15 protein-coding genes are annotated in these 22,705 nt (G+C 41.5%); all 15 read right to left on the bottom strand.

Going from position 1 to position 22,705, the window contains the following annotated elements; genetic code table 11:
* Positions 1-116: 116 nt before the first annotated feature.
* On the bottom strand, positions 117-1,367 hold the full coding sequence (locus tag HXT58_RS01355) for a cell division protein FtsQ/DivIB (RefSeq protein WP_415706000.1): 1,251 nt from the start codon (positions 1,365-1,367) through the stop codon (positions 117-119).
* A 52-nt stretch (positions 1,368-1,419) separates the two neighbouring features.
* Positions 1,420-2,982, bottom strand: coding sequence for a UDP-N-acetylmuramate--L-alanine ligase (gene murC / locus HXT58_RS01350; protein WP_415705998.1), 1,563 nt, complete (start codon positions 2,980-2,982; stop codon positions 1,420-1,422).
* Entirely contained in the window at positions 2,982-4,181 is a 1,200-nt protein-coding gene (locus tag HXT58_RS01345) for a UDP-N-acetylglucosamine--N-acetylmuramyl-(pentapeptide) pyrophosphoryl-undecaprenol N-acetylglucosamine transferase (RefSeq protein ID WP_415705996.1), read from the bottom strand. Before HXT58_RS01345 ends, murC begins: the two co-directional genes overlap by 1 nt.
* A gap of 51 nt (positions 4,182-4,232) precedes the next feature.
* Positions 4,233-5,444, bottom strand: coding sequence for a peptidoglycan glycosyltransferase FtsW (locus HXT58_RS01340; protein WP_407645751.1), 1,212 nt, complete (start codon positions 5,442-5,444; stop codon positions 4,233-4,235).
* A gap of 502 nt (positions 5,445-5,946) precedes the next feature.
* A complete protein-coding gene (gene murD / locus HXT58_RS01335; RefSeq protein ID WP_174143294.1) occupies positions 5,947-7,548 on the bottom strand; it encodes a UDP-N-acetylmuramoyl-L-alanine--D-glutamate ligase in 1,602 nt (533 codons plus the stop codon).
* Positions 7,549-7,572: 24 nt separating this feature from the next.
* Positions 7,573-8,676 (bottom strand): phospho-N-acetylmuramoyl-pentapeptide-transferase, encoded by a 1,104-nt coding sequence (gene mraY, locus HXT58_RS01330; RefSeq protein ID WP_004107386.1) that lies wholly within the window; start codon positions 8,674-8,676, stop codon positions 7,573-7,575.
* Between the two features lie 78 nt (positions 8,677-8,754).
* On the bottom strand, positions 8,755-10,344 hold the full coding sequence (locus tag HXT58_RS01325; RefSeq protein WP_415705994.1) for a UDP-N-acetylmuramoyl-tripeptide--D-alanyl-D-alanine ligase: 1,590 nt from the start codon (positions 10,342-10,344) through the stop codon (positions 8,755-8,757).
* 99 nt (positions 10,345-10,443) lie between these two features.
* Positions 10,444-11,487, bottom strand: a complete 1,044-nt coding sequence (locus tag HXT58_RS01320; protein ID WP_116973240.1) for a UDP-N-acetylmuramyl peptide synthase — start codon at positions 11,485-11,487, stop codon at positions 10,444-10,446.
* A 42-nt stretch (positions 11,488-11,529) separates the two neighbouring features.
* Complete coding sequence (locus tag HXT58_RS01315; protein WP_415706056.1) at positions 11,530-13,371, bottom strand: peptidoglycan D,D-transpeptidase FtsI family protein; 1,842 nt, start codon at positions 13,369-13,371, stop codon at positions 11,530-11,532.
* A complete protein-coding gene (locus tag HXT58_RS01310) occupies positions 13,371-13,958 on the bottom strand; it encodes a hypothetical protein (RefSeq protein ID WP_415705992.1) in 588 nt (195 codons plus the stop codon). Before HXT58_RS01310 ends, HXT58_RS01315 begins: the two co-directional genes overlap by 1 nt.
* A 1-nt stretch (position 13,959) precedes the next feature.
* Complete coding sequence (gene rsmH / locus HXT58_RS01305) at positions 13,960-14,985, bottom strand: 16S rRNA (cytosine(1402)-N(4))-methyltransferase RsmH (RefSeq protein WP_415706054.1); 1,026 nt, start codon at positions 14,983-14,985, stop codon at positions 13,960-13,962.
* Positions 14,986-14,996: 11 nt separating this feature from the next.
* Positions 14,997-15,809 carry a division/cell wall cluster transcriptional repressor MraZ gene (gene mraZ / locus HXT58_RS01300; protein ID WP_004107368.1) on the bottom strand — a complete coding sequence of 271 codons (813 nt, stop codon included), beginning with the start codon at positions 15,807-15,809 and terminating at the stop codon, positions 14,997-14,999.
* A 981-nt stretch (positions 15,810-16,790) separates the two neighbouring features.
* Positions 16,791-18,128 carry a type I glutamate--ammonia ligase gene (glnA, locus tag HXT58_RS01295; protein ID WP_004107357.1) on the bottom strand — a complete coding sequence of 446 codons (1,338 nt, stop codon included), beginning with the start codon at positions 18,126-18,128 and terminating at the stop codon, positions 16,791-16,793.
* Positions 18,129-18,327: 199 nt separating this feature from the next.
* Positions 18,328-19,032: a hypothetical protein gene (locus HXT58_RS01290; RefSeq protein ID WP_004107354.1), complete on the bottom strand. Its 705-nt coding sequence runs from the start codon at positions 19,030-19,032 to the stop codon at positions 18,328-18,330.
* Between the two features lie 81 nt (positions 19,033-19,113).
* On the bottom strand, positions 19,114-22,680 hold the full coding sequence (gene dnaE, locus HXT58_RS01285; RefSeq protein ID WP_004107352.1) for a DNA polymerase III subunit alpha: 3,567 nt from the start codon (positions 22,678-22,680) through the stop codon (positions 19,114-19,116).
* Positions 22,681-22,705: the final 25 nt, after the last annotated feature.

Genomic DNA, 22,705 nt, shown 5'->3' with positions numbered 1-22,705 from the left:
TTTGGCACTTGGGATATCCCAACACGCACGCCTATAACATAAGGCACGCCGTTGGCACACACGAATTACTATTATACACCTAATCTTGACAATGCAATTAATAAAGTTTTAAAACCCTATTTAAGAATTGGACGCACAGGAGCAGACACATCTAAGCTGCGTTTGTTTCCAATTTTACTAGGATCATCAATAATCTTGGCAACAATAGCTTTCTTTAACTCAATCTGAGACGAATTGCCCCATATAATAGTTTTTTTAACATCCCCTAATTCTGTTTCGACAGAATCTTGAGTTTTTGCACTAACTCTCGTAACTCTAGCTCGCAAAGATTCCGAAAGTGAACTAACAATTTTTACAGCTTCAAGTACCGCTCTATTATTCAAACTTCTTTGCACATTTGAAACTTCAATAACAGGTATTCCTTGTGTTGTAACTTGAGCTACGGCATTTAACACGCGACCTTTAGCGTCAACAGCAGTTAATTTATTGCTATCTCGAGTTTTGAGCATTGCTGCAGGACGTTGCGCATGTACAGAAACATGCAAACCATTAGGAAAATTCTTAGAAACTTTTGCTTCAGTTACGCCAGGAATATCGTTAAGTTGGTTAATTACTTCTTGAGAAGAAACTAAAAATAGTGATTTACCAACCTGAGTTGACGCAATTGAAGCAATTTTTTGCTCACTCACCCACTCGTTAGATCCAGAAATACTTATATCGCTAGACTTAAGAAGAAAAACTGGCGAGAAGAATAAAAACCAAACAATCGCCGAAACAGAGGCAATCACTGCAAGAATTGCAAGAATTCGTTTAACAGTAAATTGCAAATAAGCAGATTTACGTTCTTTCAAACGCTCTCGAAAATTAATTATTCTAGGACGAGTAATCATTCCAAGAGAACCAGAAGTTTGACTTAAAGTTTTTCTTACAAAATCAAGCTTCGGCAAAAGTCTAGCGTCAACAAACTTACCTTGATGATTTTTTTCATTAACATCAGCTACTCGTATTTGCGATGTGTTTTGGCTGATTATATGCCTTTGGAAACGCTGGTCTTTGCGCAACGACGAAGCAGATCTAGGTTTAGAAATATGAATTTTTTCATCACGCGTTTTTTCGATAGTAGATTTTTTTATATTAGATTTTCCGATATTAGATTTCGCACCACGCGCTATGCCACGCAATACACCACTACGCAATTCATTATTAAGCAATTCAGCGCTACGAGACGCACTACTACGAGACGCAATGCTGCTTGATTTATTACTACGAGACTCTTCAGTACGCGCAATATTAAGACTTGAAACGGTACGACGATGCGAATTATTTGCATCAGCATCGTACGATTTGCTTGACCTCACGCGACCCATAATTGCCTCTCGTAATAATTTATTTATATTTTAATCGCTTAGTTTCAAAGCACTACAATGCTTCTAGCATAACAGACGTCATAGCAGTAATACTTCCTGCACCAACTGTAAGCAGCACATCACCAGATTTTGCACGCAAAGCCAGTTTCAACGCAGCTGCGCGCATATCGTCAACCGCTTCAATTTTTACATCAAGATTCTGTGATTTTGCAGCTTTAACAATAGTTTCAGCATTAATATTTGGAAAATCTTCCTGCTTTTCGCGAGCTGGGAAAATTCCTGTAACAATTACATCGTCTGCAAGAGCCAAAGATTTTGCAAACTCATTAGCAAAAGCCTGCGTTCTGGAGAACAAATGAGGCTGAAACAGCACGCGAAGAGTAGAAGAAGTGTACTTTCTTCGAGCAGCGCGCAATAATGCAGCTATTTCAGTTGGATGGTGAGCATAATCGTCCACAACTGTTACACCATCAACACATCCACGAATATCAAAACGACGAGACGCACCTCGGAAGCTTTCTGCACCACGAGCCGCATCTTCTGGATTCATACCGAGCAATACTGCAGCAACAATAGCTGCAGAAGCATTAAGAGCATTATGCAAACCTGGTATTAACAAGCTAACTTGCACCTTGTTCGAACATTTAGCATGTTCATCCAAAATTTTTTCTGGCAATACAAGCGTAAACATTTCTCGACCACTTACAGCTTGCTCATTTTCATGCTCAATACTTGCGAACATAGCTAATTTTTGTACGCGCGAGCTAACTTTTAGGCTCCAAGTATCCAAATTACCGTAAACAATTGTTTTGTTTAAAATATTATCCGGCATAGCTTCAAGTACTTTTCTAGCACCTTCGTCTTCTGCACAAATTATTACGTTATTAACAGCATGACTTACGTGCTCAACAAATGCTTCTCTGTATCGTTCACTAGAGCCGTAATGATCCAAGTGATCTGCTTCAGCATTTGTTACGATTGCAATACTTGGACTGTATTTTTCAAAACTTCCGTCAGATTCGTCAGCTTCAGCAACCATAACAATTCCATTACCAGCATGACCGCCGTCTAAAACTGTTCCGTCTGCGGCTTGAATAGATCCGCCGATTGCGTAGCTTGGATCAGCCAAATCGCCTACTGCAGCCACAGTTAATATATGAGAAAGAAGTGAGCTAGTAGTTGTTTTACCATGCGCTCCAGCAACAGTCACACCAGTTTTTGCAGATAATAATAACGCAAGAATATCGCTGCGATGAACAAGTTTTATGCCGCGCTCATGTGCTGCCATAATCTCCGGATTGCTCGGTTTAATAGCACTTGAATACACGAGTACATCTGCATGCTCAACATGTGAAGCACTTTGTCCAATTTCTACTTCAATACCTAATTCTTCCAAGCGTTGAGTGTGATCATTTGCTTCACGATCGCAACCGCTTACGCTTACGCCCTCTTCATGCAACATTTCTGCCAGAACACTCATTCCAGCTCCGCCAATGCCAATAAAATGCACTCGCCCTAGTTTTGAAATAGTTTGCGAATCATCAAATGCTGATTTTACTGGGTTTAAATCAATATTATTATGAGATGAAGTTGTATTGCTATTAAGTTTAGTCATTACTTTCTGCCTTCTTTTGCGATTTCAAGAATACGCTTCGCCATAACGTCTGCAGCATCACGAATACCATAATTCCAAGATTTAGTGCGCATAGCTTGTAATTGCTTTTTGTTTTGCAATAAAGCTAATCCTTCATCTATAAACCACTTCGCATTGAAATCAGCATCATTTACCATTAATGCTCCCCCTGCATTTACTACAGGCTCAACATTGAAACGCTGCTCGCCGTTGCCAATAGGCAATGGCACGTATACAGCAGGTAAGCCAAGTGCAGAAATTTCTGCAACCGTTCCAGCTCCTGCACGACATATAACTAAATCTGCACAAGCAAAAGCCCAATCAATACGCTCTAAATATTCTGCAATATGATAATCGCCACAACCAGCATGCTCTGGTTTAATATCGTTTATTTGCGATTCACCTACTTGCTTTGCAACTATATCTCGCACTTCTTCCGCTTTTGCGCGACCAGTCAAGTGAATTACTTGCGCATGTTTTAAAATATCTCCTGCTGCTGCAGCAACAGCTTGATTTATGCTTTTTGCACCCAAAGATCCGCCGGTAACAAGAATAATTGGACGTTTAGGGTCAACGCCAAGTTTTTGCGCACCTTCAACGCGAGCGGAATCATAATCTTTTTCTAATCTTTCACACAATTTAGAAATAGCAGGTCTAAGAGGTAAACCAACTCTTTCAACTTTGACACCTTTTCGTGTGCGCAAATCAGTATTCCCATAAACTGTTCCAACAGCATCAGCCCAACTTGCACCCAAGCGATTTGCCATTCCAGATTTAGCATTCTGCTCGTGAATCACAATAGGAATATGCTGCGCATGAGCTTGAGAATATACTGGAGCAGAAGCATAGCCACCGAAGCCCACTACTATATCTGCTTTTCTAGCGGCTAGTATATTTCGCACTTTGCGTTTTTCGCGCATCCATCGAATTGGAAACTTAATTGCATCCAAATTTGGCTTACGTGGGAACGGCACTTTTTCTATAGTGTCAAGTTCGTATCCTGCATTCGGCACAAGACTTTTTTCCAAACCAACTTCTGTGCCAATTACACTAATTAACGCTTCAGGATTGAGCTTTTTAATCGCGTTTGCAACAGAAAGCAAAGGATTGACATGACCTGCAGTACCCCCGCCTGCAAGAACAATATGCACTTCCTGCTCAATAGCATTATCAAACTTCATTTCACTACCCTTGTTATAACTTTCATATTATAAAAAAGTTGTAAATACTTACTACTTCGATATAGTAAGTTGCGGATTGGAACGCATAAGACCATCAGCTACGCCAATTGCAACCAAACACATAACAAGCGAAGATCCACCTGCGGACACAAACGGCATAGGCACTCCCATAACCGGAAGTATTTGCACAACAACAAGAATATTAACTAATCCTTGGCCTACAATCCACGTTGCAATACACATTAATACGATTGAAATAAATTGCGATTTCGCTTTTAATGCTGAAGATAGTATGCACCAACCAATAATTACGTATAGCAAAATTACTGCTGCTGCAACCAAAAAGCCCATCTCTTCGCCAATAATAGCGAAAATAAAATCATTGTGAGCGTAAGGCAAATAATTCCATTTTTCACGAGAATTTCCGATGCCAACGCCTAATAGTCCACCAGAAGCCATTGCATATTGAGCGTGAATTGCTTGGAAGCAAACGCCTTTAGCTGCTTTTGCATCGCATCCGTGCAAAGTAGCAAGAATACGTCGCATACGATTTTGGCTTGTCAAAACAAGCATAGCGACCATAGCAATAGCAATAAAAATACTTCCTATCAGCCAGCGCGTAGGGAATCCACCAAGATAAAAAGCTATAAGTGCAATAAGAATAATAATTAAAGCAGTACCAAGATCCTTACCTGCAATAACAAGCAATAACGATACGCCGAGTCCTGCTGCTACAGGAATATATGCGCGCATTTGCACACGCTCATATGCTTGTTTTGCAGCAATCAAAGCTATTGGAAGCCAAATACATAATGCAAGTTTTGTAATTTCTGCAGGCTGCAAAGTAATAGGGCCGAAAGCAATCCAACCAGCATTACCATTAACTTCACGTCGTAAACCTGGAACAAATGTTAAGAACTGTGCAATAACAGAAATAATGTAAATAACAGCAACGTATCGTCTATAAACTGTAACTGGAAGTCGAGAAGCGAAAATATAGCCAATTAAGCCTAAAACGCAATACATTGTTTGGTTTACGCCTTGACCCCAAGGCGCAATTCCGTAGGTAATCATAGTTACTGAAGAACTAGAAAACACCATGAATAAGCCAAAAATCGACAGTATAACCACTGATACTCGCATGCCGTATAAGCACCACAGTGGGTTAGTTAAACTGCGCAAGCCAACATATTTCTTTAATTCTGAATCTTGAGTTTTGCGCTCTAACGAGTTTTTTGAGTAGTCTTTCTTCGAGGAAAATATTCCAGATACAGTATGCGCTAATTTTGCGTATTTAATTGACTTTGTCGGCTTTGCTGTATTTGCTGGTTTCGCTATCTTTGTTAGCTTTGCAGGTTTCGCAGGATTTACAGTATTTACAGGATTTGCTTGCTCTGCAGGCTTTACAAAATTAGCCCGTTTAGTTTGTTTCGCTTGTTTCGCAACTTTCGACTTCTTTACATCTTTTACAAATTTTACAGATTCATTGAAAGAAGAACCTACAGATCTGCCAACTTTAGTAACGGACTTACTTACAGACTTTCCTACAGATTTGCCTAATTCCTTACCCGCTTTGCTTGCATACGCTCCTACTTTGCTTATGGACTCACCTACTTTACTTGCTGAAGTCCTAATAGATTTTTTAAAAGATTCAAATTTTTGTTTTTGGGAAGAATGAGAAGAATCTGAATCTGCTTCAATATGATCTTCCATAATAACTTCTGAGACTTTGCGCGCTAATGAACGCAAAAACTTTTTAGGCTTATTACTGTTGAACACCATGATTATGCACCCATCGTTGAGATTCTTTAGCAAAACGATTGCCGCGATCGGCGTACGAAACAAATTGATCCATAGAGGCACAAGCAGGAGCAAGCAGAACAACATCACCAGGCTTAGCATAACGCCCAGCAGCTTCTACAGTTTGACGCATAACAGCCTCACCGAATGAAGAATCAGGATTTACAAGCGAAGTATTCTCAATATTCTCACAAACTAAGTCATCAACGCAATCATATGATTTAGCGCAAGAACCATCCTGTGAAACAATAGTTACTGGAATGTGAGGAGCTGAACTGTGAAGAGCTTCAACAATTGGACGTTGATCTATTCCAATAACAACAACTGCTTTAATCACATGAAGTTGGTTTGCAATTAAATCTTCAAAATGACCACCTTTAGCTAAACCGCCAGCAATCCAAACAACCGAATTATTAGCAAAACTAGCTAAAGATGCACAAGCAGCATGAGCATTAGTTGCTTTAGAATCATCTACAAATCTAATACAATGCGAAGGATTTTCATCTTCAGACATCAAAGTCGCAACTGTTTGAATGCGATGACCTCCAGGAGCAAATTCGCGTAAAGCACGAACTGAAGAATCTACGTCACCAGTTAAACCTAAAGATAAAGCTAACGCAGTAAGAGCATCAGCTAATAAATGCGGATACACACTGCCATCAGGCTCGCACAGATGTTTTAGCTCACGCAATTCGACAATAGGTTTTAGAGTGCCTTTAGTTCCTCCAGCAACACCGCTGTTATCGACAATCCAACCGTCTTTTACGCCAATTTCACCATCTTTAGGCTCTCCTAACGTAAAACCAATCTTTTTACAACCATCAGCAACTTGTGCACAATCTGCCAATTTGCTTACACGCTCATCTTGAGCATTGTAAACCAAAGCTTTTTGCACATTATTAAATACTTTTGACTTGTCACGAGCGTACGCTTCCATACCACCATGCCAATCTAAATGATCAGCAGCAATATTAGTAATAGCAGCACAATCAAGAGCTAAAGAATCAGTGAAATGCAATTGGAAAGAGCTTAATTCAACGCATAAAGCATCATGCTCACATTCCAAAGCAGCATGTGACACAGACTTTCCAATATTTCCCACGGCTGGAGCATTTAATCCGCAAGCGGTTAGCATTGCAGAAGTCATTTCTGTAGTAGAAGTCTTACCATTTGTGCCAGTAATGCCAATCCAATAAGCAGGTTTATTCGTGCGCTTAGAAGGTACGCGCAAGCGCCACGCTAATTCAACTTCGCTCATTACTGGAATATTGCGCGATGCAGCTTCTTGCAAAAATGGCGTGCGAGGGTTAAATACTGGAGATGTAACAACAGCATCGATTTTAGACCAGTCTATTGCTGAAAAATCATGTATATCGGCATCAGGCTTATTTTCGTCTGCAGTCACAGTCTCAGATCCAACAGCGCGCAAAACCTCAGCTGCGCCACGACCCGAAACTCCAAGACCTGCAACTAATACACGCTTAAAAGCAAATGCTTTATCGCTTGTGCACGACTTACAAGTAGATTCAGACGAAACAGATACTTCATTGCCATCGACAATATTCATATTGAAGCCTTCCAATTTTTGAAATTAAATAAGCAAGCCAGAATGCCCTGCCCAATCGGCGTAGAACATCATAAGTGCAGAAAGCACAAACATAAGCTCAATCATCCAGAATCGCACAACAACTTTAGTTTCCGTCCAGCCGAGCAATTCAAAATGATGATGAATAGGAGCCATTTTGAACACGCGCTTATGCGTAGCTTTAAAGAATCCAACTTGAATAACGTCACTTGCAGCTTCCATTACAAATAATCCACCCAAAATCACAGCCAAAAACTCTGTGTGAGTTGCAATAGAAAGAGCTGCAAATAATCCGCCTAAAGCCAACGAACCAGTATCTCCCATAAATACTTGAGCAGGATTCGAATTAAACCACAAGAATCCAAAGCAAGCAACAGCAGCGCAAACAGCAATAATAGTTAAATCGAGAGGGTCAGAAACAGCGTAAGAGAATCCAAAATGACCACCTCCACGCACATGGTAGCTTTCCCAAAAAGCAATCAAAGCGTAACCAGCAAAAGCAATCATAGAAGATCCAGAAGCTAAACCATCAAGTCCGTCAGTCAAGTTTACAGCGTTAGACCAAGCAGCAATAAGGAAATTAACCCAAACAATAAATACTACGATTCCTACACCTTTACCGAGTATAGAAAAATCAAAAAATGGTTTTTCAATAAAACTCATTCCAGGTTGAGCGCTAGCAATACCAGATTGAGTTGGCAATAACAATGACAAAAGCGCGTAAATACTTGCAAAAATAATTTGACCAGTAAACTTCGCATGTACAGAAAGACCAAGATTCTGCTTTTTACGAACCTTAGCAAAATCATCAATAAAGCCAAGCAAACCCATTGAAAGCATTGCAAACAGCACCAAAACAGCAGACCATGAAGGCGAGCGACCAACAGAAACATATCTATAAAGAGCAGAAGCAGCCCAACCTGCTACTACAGCAAAATTAATAACAACACCGCCCATAGTTGGCGTGCCGCGCTTTACTAAATGAGATTGTGGTCCATCTTGACGAATGTACTGACCGTAGTGCAAACGATGCACTAAACGAATAAGCAAAGGTGTGCCAACAATCGTAACTACGAGCGACACCACAATTCCTACAATAAGCGCAATCACCGCTTAACCTCCGTTTACTGTTCCGTTTGCTATAATACTTAATTTATTAATTTCACACTTATATTGAGCATCGAGCAGTTAAATATTTGCCCAATGTTCAGCAAGCACGCTCAAGCCTGAAGCATGAGAGCCTTTCAATAACACAACACTACTCGGATGCTCGGCCACAAGTTTCCAAACAATATCATCAGCCTCATCCGCACTGTGTACAAAATAGACTGCCTCATGAGAAGAAAGTAGTTTATTATTCCAAGAAGAACGCGCACCTTGAGCAATACAGTGAGCTAATTTATCTAAGTCAGAGTCCGTTTTTGAACCAACAGCAACAACCGCATCGACACTCGAATTTGCCACATATTCTCCAATATTTGTGTGCAATTCATCTTCGTTGCTGCCAAGCTCCAACATAGAACCAAGAACCGCTATACGGAAAGGTTTCGAAGATGCACTACAAGAATCATTTTCATAAGCGCACAAACCATCGATTCCTGCTTTCATAGAATCAGGATTTGCATTAAAGGAATCATCAATAAGTGTAAATTTCTCGTCATTCTTAGAAACTGTACTCAATTGCATGCGATGCGGGCTAATATGCGAAACTTTAGACAGCACAGAAGCAATATCATCTAAAGTCATTCCCAAATATCTGGCAACATTTGCTGCTGCAAGCGCATTCATAACATTATGCTCGCCTTGTATAGCAAGATGCACTTCAATATGATTCACTAAATCAGAAGAATTAATGCGTTCAGTGATAGTAAAAACTGCTTTACCAAAAGAATCTAACTTTATATTGCTAGCTGAAAGTTGGTAGTCATCTTTACTAGCTGATTCCAGCAATCCATTTTTAGCATTTCTACCAAACCAGCGCACATGCTTATTTTCTACAAGACAAGACATTGCAGAAACTCGCTTATCGTCGGAATTTAATACTGCTATGCCATGTGGCAAAAGCCCACGCACAATCTCACTTTTTGCTTGCGCAATTCGCTCAACTGAGCCAAATTCACCTAAATGAGCAACACCAACTTTAAGCACTATTGCGAGATCCGGAGGAGCAATATGAGTTAAATTGGCAATTTCGCCAACATGGTTAGCACCCATTTCTGCTATTAGAAACCGAGTATTACTGCCAACTTGCAAAGCAGTAAGAGGCAAACCAATATTATTATTAAAAGATCCAACAGGAGCAACTGTTTCGCCTAGCGTGCTCAACAAAGCCTTCAACATATCTTTCGTTGTTGTTTTGCCAACGGAACCAGTGATACCAATAATAGTGAAAGGTTTGTTAAGATTGCGGCGAAGTTCCAAATTATGTTTAGCTAGCAAACCCAGCGCTTCTACAGAATTATTAACAACTATTTGATTGAGATTAGTGCCTTCGACAACATGTTCAACAATAGCTACAACAGCTCCAGATTTTTCAGCATTCTTTACATAATCATGACCGTCAACATGTTCACCAACTATAGCTACGAACACAGAACCTTTACGGATTTGACGAGAATCACTAAAAACGGAATTTGCAACTAAATCTGTGTCACAACTATTAAACTCGTGCATTTCCCCATGAACAGCGTTAGCAATTTCGCTTATATTCATAGGCATCATATCAGCATAATCTAAACTCTTAGCATTGCTAGCACACGAAGTTTCAACACAACTCATAACATCCTCCAAATTAGCCACATAATTAAAAGCCCTTAAACAAAACTCACGCAATTAATTTATTTGAAAACTCGAATGAAATCAGCGCTTCAGCACAATTCAGTGCAATTCATGCGAAACTCGCAGCGCACTTTTAATAGTCCCACGACGAACACCAGCAGCTAACACCATTGCAATAGATAATGAAAGATGCCGCTGTACATCATTGCCACCAATTTGATCTGCTAATTCAGCTAATTCGTCAGACTCAGCCGATCTAGTAACGCAATAAGCGTGCTCTCTTCCAGAAAAACCATAACGTTGACGCAACGCATAAAAACTCATGCCGGTTGCATATGCCGGGTAAAGCGGTGAGGAAGATGTCTTTGCGCTAATTTTCACATTTGATGCTGCATCTTTAAATTCAGAATTAGGTTCAGATTCAGAATTAGTATCAGAGCTATCTTTAGACTCAGTATCAGATTGAGAATCAGATCCTGCGCCAGAATTGCTTTCATTCTGAATTTGCTCAACGCCAAGAACATCAATATTAACGGATTGCAACGCATTCTTAGCTAAAGTTGCAGAATTAAGTGCAATAACAACAGCTGCGGCACCATCTTCTGCACACACGGATAAAGCATGCTGTACATCGGCAATATTTAAAGGATATTGCAAAGACAATTCACGCTGTAATGAAGTAGATCCAGCATCACTAATAACACCAACAGGATTGCCTAACATATGCAAAAAATCAGCTAATCGCAAAACGTTAGCATGGATCTCATCATCATCGTCACCAGCAATCGCAAATATTGCAACGCATGAAGAAGGATCTGCATTAATATCGCAAGCAAGCTTGCCCAAAGCAACTGGATTAGCAGAAGAAACAAGCAAAGGCAGACCTAAATCTGCAGCCTCACCACGAAATTCTGGTGAAACTAATGCAGCATATGCCCCAGCATCACGTGCAGCCTCAAGCTGACGACGATCAATATGACCAATTGGCACAAATAATCCACCAGGACGTACATGACGCACATCATGAGCAATAGAAGTAATAGTTACCTCTGAAGCAAACGCAGGAACAACTTCAAAACCATAATTTTTTGCAGCAAAACCTAGCGTCACTCTAATTCTAGAGTATTCATCAACCGCACTCATTGCACACCCTACTTTATAGACAACAACATTGTAATGCGTACACTACCAATTCACAGGAACAGGATTTGTGCGTGGAGAAGAAGCTGGAATATCATACTTTTGCATTAAGAATTCTCCAATAGTTTTGAACAGTGGACCTGCAGTCATACCACCATAAATACCTTGTGGATCACGCAAAACAACTGTTATGACGAAGCGAGGATTATCTGCTGGTATAGCACCCGACCAGTCGCTGATTGTAGAGCTAAGTTTACCATCAGCGCCAGCAACTTCAGCTGTACCACTCTTTGCAGCAACACGATAACCATCGACACCAGCAAATCTATGATAATGCTCACCAGAATTTTCCAAAGCATTCATCATTTGTACAGCAACATTTTCATCCAAAACGCGCGTTCCTGCAGGGCGAGAAGACTTTGTAACCCTACCATTAGGATCTATAACGGATTTAACTATTGACTGACGCAATCTCACGCCTTTATTTGCAATAGTTGCAATCGCATTAGTAAGCTGCAAAGCATTCACTGCATAACCCTGACCAAACAGAACGGTATCTTTTTTACGACCATCCCAAGCTTGAACGCTAGGAAGCAAGCCGCGAGATTCTCCTTGTAAATTCAATCCCGAGTACTGACCAAGACCAAATTTATAAAGATACTCATAGCGTTTATCGATCGGATATTTTTCACCAGCCATAACCATACCGACGTTAGAAGATTCTGAAAGAATACCAGCTAATGTCCAACGCTCAACACCGTGGCTAACAGCATCATGGAATGCTTGACCGTTCTTATTGAGAGTATTAGGAACAGCAAATTTATCAGTAAGCTTATGCGCACCAGTTTGTAACATTCCAGACATTGAGAAAGCTTTACCAATAGAACCAGGCTCAAAGGTTTGGCTTACAGCTCTAGAAACATTCACCTTAGCTTGCGTTGTTCCAGCTTTAATCTCATCAGTATCTTCCAAAGCAAGTATTTCGCCAGTACGAACATCTTGCACTATTGCAATACCCCAAGTTGCATGATATTTTTTCTTGCCATCAAGCAAAACTTTTTTAACATACCAATCGACATCGCTATCGATTGTGAGCTTAACATCGCTTCCGTTGATTGCAGGCTTAGATTCAGTTACAGTACCAGGAATTTTCTCATTTCCTGCATTATTACCTTGATAACGCTGATATCCGTCTACGCCGTTCAAAGTTGCATCTTTAGTAAATTCAAGACCGGTAACACCAACCTCACCTTTACGATCTTTAATATCTTTACGATTAACTTCATCGGCATTAGCAACAGCACCAATCACAGATCCAAGAATAGGACCGCTTGAATATACTCGTTCACTACTGTTCTCTGCATAAATACACCCAGAAAGATTCAAATCGTCAATGGCACGTTTCATTGCAGGAGTCACGTTACGTTTCAATAAAACGTAACGACCAACGCCAGCCAGCTTTCCACCAAGTTCTACAGAGCTCATGTGCAAAATCGGAGCAAGCAAACGGGCGACCGCCACAGCGCCCGTGCCTTCTACAGGCTTGCCATTAAGCATATGACAGTTATGCTCGGTTTGTTTTGTGCAAGGAGTCGGCACAAAAGCCTGAGCATTAAGTGGATCTCCAATAATATTAAATCGCTCAACACTTTGAGCCAACACAGCACCATTAGCATCAAGTATGCGACCACGACGTGCAAGAATTGGTCGCACACGACTACGCTCAGCCTGAGCTGCTTGCGCTGTTGAACGAGCATTAATAATCTGTATAAAACTTAGCTTTACTATTGCACTAACACCAATTAACGCAAAAACAATTGCAATTACGGTGCACTTACGCGCAAATATCTGCTGAGAAGCGAAACGTTGTTTGATTAAGTGGCGCATCAATGTTTCTCCTGTTTTGCTTTCTGTTGATATTGACGATTTTGTTGTTCTTGTTTTTGAGTTTTATTTGAGTTATTAGTTTGTTTTTCGTGCTTAGTTTTCTCAGAATGACCATGTTTTCGTTTTGCTGCATAATCACTCAAGTCAATAGAAATAGAACCTTGTTGCGGAACCATTCCCATTCGTTGCGCTCTTGCAGGAAGCTCAGATTCCAAAGTATCTAATTTCGCTTGACGAGCTTCCACATCCTGATGCAAACGAGAAATACGCATCTGTACTGCAGTTTGGTCGAAGGAAATCTCTGCCATTTGCGTACGCAAAAGAAGCGAAGTCAACAACGTAACAACCATAAAAATCACAATAATCATGCAATTTATAAGAGGTACTTTGCGCGTATTGCTCCATGTCATAACCTTGCGGAATCGTTCAAGCACAGCAGAAGATTTACGTTGAGATGGGTTAAACGCCGAAGGAGCAGAATTATGTACGTATTCTTTACGAGTCGAATTATCTTTAGTACGACCAGCTGGAGCTGAAGCAAAAGACGCAGAAGAGCGCAAAACACGATTTTGCATGTTCAATACCATGTCAGCGACCTCCTTTTATAGCTTTACGACCAGCCGCCTCATCTTCAAGCCTTGGAATCCAACGCTCAGGAATAGGTCGGCATAATTCGACAGCGCGCAAACGAACTGAAGAAGATCTAGTGTTATGAACAATTTCTTCTTTAGAAGCCTTCATGGCTCCGCGAGTAAGAGCTTTAAAGAACGGCTGAGCATCGTCAGGAATAACAGGCATGTTTGCAGGAACATCGACGGTTAATCCTTGATTCATAAAACGTTTTACAGCTGTATCTTCCAATGAATGATAAGATTCAACAACTAAGCGACCATACTCACGAAGATGCAAAGCAATTTTAGGAAGAGTACGGTTCAATTTATCTAATTCACCGTTCACTTCAATACGCAAAGCTTGGAACACTCGTTTTGCTGGATTTCCAGTAGCGCGATGAGCTTTCGGAATTACAGAGTCAACTAAGCTAACCAACTGACCCGAAGTAGCAATAGGCTCCGTAGCGCGAACTTCAACAATACGACGAGCAATAAGAGACGCAAAACGTTCTTCACCATACTCGCGGAAAATTCTAGTTAATTCTCGAGAATCATAAGTAGCTAAAATCGTTGCGGCAGTAGTTGCTTGCGTTGTATCCATACGCATGTCAAGTGCTGTATCGTGAGAATAAGAAAAACCGCGATCAGTTTCGTCAATTTGCAAACTTGAAAGACCCAAATCCATAAAAGCAGCATCAATACCGTCAATGCGGTTTTCTCGTAGTACTTCATCAATCTCATCGAACGCCGCATGTGCAGGAATAAAACGATTCTCAAGGCCTTCACTACGCATTCTTTGCGTTGCTAACGAAAGTGCTTCAGCATCACGATCAATACCAATAAGTGTTGCAAAAGGCGCAGCTTTAAGAAAAGCAGTTGCATGACCAGCAAGACCTAAAGTGCAATCTACTACTATTGCGCCTTTATGTTGCAAAGAAGGAGTAACTAAATCAACACAATCTTGCAATAATACCGGTGCGTGAATAGCTGTAATGTCTTTCATAACATCAGTCATCACATCACCGCCGGAAGTACATCGTCAGCAATATCCGCATAACCTTGCTCACGATCGGCAAGATACTCTTCCCAAGCAGATTTATTCCAAATCTCTGCACGCGTACCAACACCAATAACAACAATTTGATCGCCCAAATTGGCGTAATCTCTTAACATTGGCGGCACAACAATGCGTCCCTGCTTATCTGGCTCTTCATCAACAGCGCCAGAAAGGAACACGCGAAGATAATCGCGAGCTGACTTGTTGCTCATAGATGTGCGCTGAATTTGCGTTGTCATACGCTGGAACTCAACCATAGGCAGCACGTAAACACAATGCTCTTGACCGCGAGCCATAACAAAACCAGTTCCGAGCTGAGAACGGAATTTTGCAGGAAGAGCAACACGACCTTTATCGTCAATTTTTGGAGTATAAGTGCCTAACAAAATAGGTGTTGCTGGATGAGTTGACACAGCTTCTTGATATTGAGAAGCATAAAAAGGTGCAACTGGCATAGCTGCAGCTTGTGCAGACGAATCAGCAGCGCCGGACGGAGTGGAGGTGAAAACCGGTGCTGGCATATATTGCTGCATTGCTGGCATAACAGTTGGAGGCATACCATAATAACCCTGAATTGACTGCTTAGATTGTATAGGTTGAACAGGCTGAACGTATTGTTGCTGAGGCACTTGTGAATCTTGCATTTGCAGTGGCATCTGCGATTGCTGAGAGACATTTGGATCAGCAGCTGATTGAGCCTGATTTATGGAATGCGCAGAGGAAGAATTGGCGTTATTGCGCGGTTGCTTATTAGCAGCACGACGTGCCATACTCCACCTCCTTAACTCAACATGTACTATGCCATTTACACGTTGCTCACCATTTTACCCCATTCCTCCCCAAAAATCCCCACTTTTTTACAAAATTTTTGATTTTTTTGAAGCAAATCACCAATAGAAAACAAAAGACCCTAAAGCAGCGCTCAAGCAGGTCGTTACGAACGCAGTCGACCATCTGCACCAGTAACAAAAAACGACCAAAACTGTACAGCGGCGTAAAGAAACGGTCGCCTACGCGCGAAAAAACGGCAGAAACTGTACAGCGGCGTAAAGAAAAAGCCGTTTGCGCGCCAGAAAACGACAGAAACTGTACAGCGGTGTAAAGAAACGGTCGGCTACGAGCGAAAATCCGACAGAAACTTTACAATCGCGCTGCTAGCGAATCGATACACGCGTTAAATATTTTTGCAGTCAATAGAAAATGTCGAAAACATCTTGCGATTATGTATTTTCGACAGTTTTGGCTTGCGTTTTGTTTATTTCACCAAACGATTTGGTATTTTCGACATTTTAGTAAGCTGCAAAAAATCGTGGAAAACGCTTGGAACGCAGCGCGACGTCTGCAGCAGTGTCCCAAAACAAGCTACAAACGCCGGAGAAAAAACTCCAGCAAATGTTCATGAAGCTTTGCAGTAATGCTTCTGCGAACGGTAAGTATTTATTGTCTATAGAACACTAGCATTCGTGCTGCTGCACACACCACACCATACGCACCTACCACATCACAAAACAACGGTGAGTGGATTTACGAGTGGGAGATAGGAATTGCTTGTCGAGCAATATAAAAGCGGAACGATAGTAATAATCTTGTTGATAAATACTATTTCTGCAGAAAAAGTAATTAAAAAACTAAACTTAACTATGCAACCGCTAAGTCCAAATAAGGTATAAGAGCGGAGCGCTGCGAGATAAGTAATTCCTATATCACACAGACACTCCAGAAACCCGCCAGCCAAACGCCAGGCAAAACAACTACAAACGCGGCAAATACTTCTCAAGTTCAAAAGGCGTAACCTGGCGACGGTACTCTTCCCACTCTTGATGCTTATTGCGCAAGAAGTACTCAAAAGCGTGTTCACCTAATACGCTTGCAACGAAGTCCGAGCGCTCCATAATCTTTAGTGCTTCATCCAAGGATTCTGGCAATGGCTGAATACCCATTGCTTGACGCTCAGCATCAGTAAGCTCCCACACATCGTCGCTAGTTGGATCGCACAAAGTCATTTGCTTTTCAATACCATCCAAACCAGCAGCAAGAAGCACAGAGTAAGCAAGATACGGATTCGCTACAGGATCTAGCGCGCGGAATTCCATTCGGCAAGAATTACCTTTACCAGGCTTGTATTGCGGAACACGCAGAAGTGCAGAACGGTTGCTATGACCCCAGCAAACATAGCTAGGAGCTTCCGCACCACCCCACAAACGCTTGTAAGAGTTCACATACTGATCAGTTACAGCGCAAATTTCTGAAGCATGATGCAAAATACCAGCCGCAAATTGACGCGCAATAAGAGACATATTAAATTCTTGACCAGCCTCATAAAAAGCGTTCGTATCACCTTCGAACAAACTCAAATGCGTATGCATACCAGAACCAGGCTGATCAGTTAAAGGTTTTGGCATAAAGCTTGCGTACATTCCGCGCTCAAGAGAAATTTCCTTAACTACAGTGCGGAAAGTCATAATATTATCCGCGGTAGTAAGAGCATCTGCATAACGCAAGTCAATTTCGTTTTGACCAGGACCACCCTCGTGATGCGAGTATTCTACAGAAATACCCATTTGCTCAAGCATACTGACTGCGCTACGACGGAAATCCATAGCCGAACTTCTAGGAACATGGTCAAAATATCCACCCTCATCAATCGGCACAGGAGCTTTGGACCAATCATCCTGAGCTTCAAACAAATAAAACTCAATCTCCGGATGCACGTAAAAAGTAAATCCTTTTTCTTTCGCTTTTGCGAGCGCAGTCTTTAAAACGTGACGAGGGTCTCCCAGCGAAGGCTCTCCGTCTGGAGTTAGCACATCGCAGAACATGCGCGCTGTGCCTTCCGGACCTCCATGCCATGGAAGAATTTGGAACGTCGACGGATCCGGCTTCACAATCATATCGTCTTCTAGGACGCGAGTCATGCCTTCTATTGCTGAGCCGTCGAACCCTATTCCCTCTTCAAAAGCTGCTTCTAATTCAGCAGGGGCAATAGCAACGGATTTAAGCGTGCCTAAGACGTCCGTAAACCAGAGTCGAATAAAACGCACGTCTCGCTCTTCAACAGTACGTAGAGCAAACTCTTGTTGTCGATCCATAATAAGCCCCTTGGGTATCATCCGGTTGTATGCATAGTCACGCACATATGCATATTCACATGCAATTGTAGTGTATTATTTCGTATTGCGCTTCATATGTTGAGCTTATATGCAATGAATTTACGTAATTGTAATGAAATTTCTACTTTCTAACGCAACTTCTTCAATTTAATATGACAATTAATTGCTCAAATTATTTTTACTTTCTTTTGCCATATTTTTGAAATAGCTCGTACGCGTTTGCATCGCTTAAATCGTCACTATTGAACATTTCTATATTTTGTTTTGAAAGAGTTTGAACTGTTTCCATGCCAATAGCTAAATCTTCTACTGCACGCGACCACACAGCTAACGCCATAGGCGCAACTATTTCTTGCGGTTCGCAATTATATTCGTAAACTTTTGCAGTTAATTTATCAGCTCTATTTGTAATGAGCATAACATCCATTCCACGGAAGAAATCAACAAATTTTTGCACTGCTTCTTCCGGCTCATTGCCGTCCAAATTTTTTAATACCGCAACAGCACCTTGCTCTTCATCGAAGCATCGTGCTGAAACACTAGCCATTTTGCAAAAAGCAGCCAACAACTGCGCAGGCTGCACATACGTAATCATTAACGCAACTTTTGCCTTATTTCCAAGCAGGCCTTGCAAATCTTCTTCAAAATTAGCTTCTTCAATATTGCGCATAGCTTGATCAAGAAAATCATTTTCTTGATTATCGTCGCTTTTTTGGTTATTTTCTAAATTTTCGCTATTTAAATTTTCTTGCGACTCTTCTTTAAATTCACGTTCAAATCCCGCGAGCGCATTATCTAATTCCGCATCAGTAAAAGAAGTGCGCACAGAATCGTCATTATTGCGTTCGTCGTCATTGTTGCGTTCGTCACCATTGTTTAACATATTCGTTATTTCCTCCCCTTTCAATGAACTTCTTAAAACATACCTAGTTTTATATTTTATCAAATTAGTAGTGCATATTTTCTACGCACTAGGCAAACAACTAGATCCAAAAACAATTTTCATTTCAGCAAACAAAGAAGTATCTCGCTTTACACGGAAACGATCCCCAAACGTAAGAACTTGCGCCTTGCCAGTATCATCGACAAGAGCCAAGCGCACTTCACAGCAGCCTGGGTGTCGGCTCAAAATGTCACTTAATTGCGCAACATGACCTTTATCTAGAACTTTACGCGGAATAACAACTGTTAAAGGTCTTTCATCCACTGATTCAAGAGTTGGTATTTCAAACTCTGTAGCACGCATTGAAACAGTTTCATCACGCACTTCAACTTGTCCACGAATACGCACAACTTGATCAATTGCAAGTTCTTGCGCTGAAGCTTCGTACACTTTGCCAAAGAACATGCATTGTATTGAACTTTCCATGTCTTCAACTGTGACAATCGCCCAAGCGTTACCTTTTCGAGACACTCGCCTATCTACGCTTGTAACTAGGCCTGCAATAGTTACTTGCTGACCGTCACTCATAGTTCTCGCTCTGTCGATCAGTTGAGCGATTGACATCTCACGTAAATCTGCCAAAACTGCAGACAATCCGCTTAGTGGATGATCAGAAACGTACAATCCAAGCATTTCTCGCTCAAAATTAAGCTTTGTCTTTTTATCCCACTCTTCAACATCCGGTACAGTAATTTGCATATCTCCCATACCGTTGTCGTCATCCGAGTCAGAAGACGAATCAAGATCAGCAAATAAATCAAACTGACCCTCTGCCTGCTTACGCTTAAGCGCAATCACAGAATCAATTGCAGGATCACAAATTTGAAACAGCGCACGACGATTTGAATCAATAGAATCAAAAGCTCCAGCTTTAATAAGTGATTCTACTAAACGCCGATTAAGTGCACTAATAGGAACACGTTGTACGAAATCCATAAAGTTTACGAAACGTCCGCGCTCACCTTCGCGCTCAGTAATAATATCGTTTACTGCTTTGTCTCCAACGTTACGAATAGCACCCAAACCAAAGCGCACAACATCTCCAACTGCGGAATACTCAAGAACAGACTCGTTTACATCAGGTTGCAAAACTTGAATACCCATGCGCCTTGCCTCGCCCAAGTACAGTGCAGTTTTGTCTTTATTCGTACGTTCGTTTTGAAGCAAAGCTGCCATAAATTCCACAGGATAATGCGTTTTTAGGTATGCAGTCCAGTAAGAAATCAAGCCATAAGCTGCAGAATGAGCTTTATTAAACGCGTAACCAGAGAACGGAACCAAAACATCCCACACAGCTTGTGCAGCTTCTTCAGAATATCCGTGAGCTTTCATACCTTCAAAGAACGGCACTTGCTCTTTTGCCAGCACTTCCGGCTTTTTCTTGCCCATTGCTCGACGTAACACATCTGCTTTACCAAGACTGTATCCTGCTAAAATACGCGCTGCAGACTGCACCTGCTCCTGGTAAACAATCAAACCGTAAGTTTCGTCCAAAACTTCCTTTAACGGCTCAGCAACTTCTGGATGAATAGGGATAATATCTTGCAAACCATTCTTGCGCTTAGCGTAATTCGTATGCGAATCCATATCCATAGGACCAGGCCTGTAAAGTGCAATCAAAGCCGAAATATCGTTGAAATTATCCGGTTTCAAAGTACGTAGAAGCGCACGCATACCGTCGGAATCAAGCTGAAAAACGCCTAAAGTGTCACCCCTAGAAAGCAGTTGATAAGTAGCTTTATCGTCTAACGGAATCTTAGTATAATCAATCGGATCCTTCCCATTATTTTCAATATTTCGCAAAGTATCGCGAATAACCGTTAAGTTAGAAAGCCCCAAAAAGTCCATTTTTACAAGACCGAGCGTTTCACAAGTGTGATACTCAAAAGTTGTAGTAATAGTACCGTCAGTGCGCTCTAAAAGCGGCGAAGTGTTTGTAATTGGCTCCGAACCCATGATTGTTGCACAAGCGTGCACACCTGTTTGACGAATCAAACCTTCAATGCCCTTAGCTTCTTCCGTAATGCGATGAGTATCTGGATCCGTGTCGTACATTTCGCGAAACTCGCGCGCTTCAGCATATCGCTTTGATTTTTCGTCGAAAATATCGTGCAAGCTCATATCTTTGCCGTTTTTAGCAGGAGGAAGAACTTTCGTAATTTTTTCGCCCACTGAAAACTCGTAGCCCATAATACGCGCAGAATCTTTAAGAGCTTGCTTCGTTTTAATAGTTCCGTAAATAACGCACTGAGCAACTTTATCTCTACCGTATTTTTCGCCCACGTATTCAAGAACTTTAGCTCGACCATCCGGGTCAAAATCAACGTCAATATCAGGCAAGGATACTCGCTCTGGGTTTAAGAAGCGTTCGAAAATCAGACCATGCTTCATAGGATCAAGCTCTGTGATGCCCATTGCGTACGCAACCATAGCACCTGCAGCAGAACCACGACCAGGACCTACCATTACACCATGCGCTTTAGCCCAATTAATATAATCTGCAACAACTAAAAAGTATCCACAGAATTGCATTTGGCAAATAACACCGCACTCGTAATCGGCCTGCTTTAAAACTTCCATTGGGATGTTGTTATTGTAACGACGCTCCAAACCTTCCTCAACTTTTTTAAGGAATAGCGAAGTCTCATCCCAACCCTCAGGACAGTCAAATTGCGGCATAAAAGCGCCATCTTCACCGTCGTCGAACATAACATTGCATCGACGAGCAATCTCAAGCGTGTTATCGCAAGCTTCTGGAAATTCTTTAAAAAGCTCACGCATTTGCTCAGCGGACTTCAAATAGTATCCTGAACCGTCAAACTTAAAACGGTCAGGATCGTCAAGCCTAGAACCAGAATTAATGCATAACATAGCATCTTGCGCTTCACGATCTTCTTCATGAACGTAATGCAAATCGTTCGTTGCAAGAAGAGGTGCATTAAGTTTTTTTGCAATTTCAAGCAAGTCTTTAGTTACGCGCGTTTCAATAGAAAGCCCGTGATTCATAAGCTCAATAAAGAAATTGTCACGCCCGAAAATATCTTGAAACTCGCCAGCTGCTCGTAAAGCCTCTTTGAACTGACCTAAACGAAGACGCGTTTGAATAATTCCAGAAGGGCATCCTGAAGACGCAATTACACCTTTTGAGTAAGTTGAAAGCACGTCTTTATCCATACGCGGGTAGCGCATTACACGGCCTTCAAGATTTGCAACAGACGAAGCTTTAAGAAGATTTGTTAAGCCGGTATCGTTTTCCGCCCACAAAGTCATATGCGTAATTAAACCGCCGCCAGAAACGTCATCTGCACGCTGATCTTCCGTGCCCCAATGCACGCGACTTTTGTCTTGTCTTGCTGTTTCCGGAGTAACATACGCTTCTATGCCAATAATTGGCTTAATTCCAGCTTTTACAGCCGTACTCCACATTTCGTACGCGCCGTGCATGTTGCCATGATCCGTAATTGCAACAGCCGGCATACCTAATTCTTTAGCGCGCGCTACTAAATCAGGTATTTTTGACGCACCATCTAGAAGTGAATAATGCGTGTGATTGTGTAAATGCACAAAATTGGTTTCCGGCTGAGTCATAAAAGATATTCTATAAGCGAAAGTT

The organism is Gardnerella sp. KA01000 (assembly GCF_049244035.1).
Lineage (GTDB): Bacteria > Actinomycetota > Actinomycetes > Actinomycetales > Bifidobacteriaceae > Bifidobacterium > Bifidobacterium leopoldii.
Note: the sequence above shows the minus strand (reverse complement) of the source record. Positions and strands in the feature narration are given on the sequence as shown.

Excerpts from the sequence above, each read along its gene's own strand:
- mraZ (WP_004107368.1), bottom strand. The coding sequence starts at position 15,809 with ATGGCACGTCGTGCTGCTAATAAGCAACCGCGCAATAACGCCAATTCT.
- HXT58_RS01315 (WP_415706056.1), bottom strand. The coding sequence starts at position 13,371 with ATGCGCCACTTAATCAAACAACGTTTCGCTTCTCAGCAGATATTTGCG.
- HXT58_RS01325 (WP_415705994.1), bottom strand. The coding sequence starts at position 10,344 with ATGAGTTGTGTTGAAACTTCGTGTGCTAGCAATGCTAAGAGTTTAGAT.
- HXT58_RS01320 (WP_116973240.1), bottom strand. The coding sequence starts at position 11,487 with ATGAGTGCGGTTGATGAATACTCTAGAATTAGAGTGACGCTAGGTTTT.
- HXT58_RS01310 (WP_415705992.1), bottom strand. The coding sequence starts at position 13,958 with ATGGTATTGAACATGCAAAATCGTGTTTTGCGCTCTTCTGCGTCTTTT.
- glnA (WP_004107357.1), bottom strand. The coding sequence starts at position 18,128 with ATGGATCGACAACAAGAGTTTGCTCTACGTACTGTTGAAGAGCGAGAC.
- HXT58_RS01290 (WP_004107354.1), bottom strand. The coding sequence starts at position 19,032 with ATGTTAAACAATGGTGACGAACGCAACAATGACGACGAACGCAATAAT.
- murD (WP_174143294.1), bottom strand. The coding sequence starts at position 7,548 with ATGAATATTGTCGATGGCAATGAAGTATCTGTTTCGTCTGAATCTACT.
- dnaE (WP_004107352.1), bottom strand. The coding sequence starts at position 22,680 with ATGACTCAGCCGGAAACCAATTTTGTGCATTTACACAATCACACGCAT.
- HXT58_RS01355 (WP_415706000.1), bottom strand. The coding sequence starts at position 1,367 with ATGGGTCGCGTGAGGTCAAGCAAATCGTACGATGCTGATGCAAATAAT.
- rsmH (WP_415706054.1), bottom strand. The coding sequence starts at position 14,985 with ATGAAAGACATTACAGCTATTCACGCACCGGTATTATTGCAAGATTGT.
- murC (WP_415705998.1), bottom strand. The coding sequence starts at position 2,982 with ATGACTAAACTTAATAGCAATACAACTTCATCTCATAATAATATTGAT.
- HXT58_RS01345 (WP_415705996.1), bottom strand. The coding sequence starts at position 4,181 with ATGAAGTTTGATAATGCTATTGAGCAGGAAGTGCATATTGTTCTTGCA.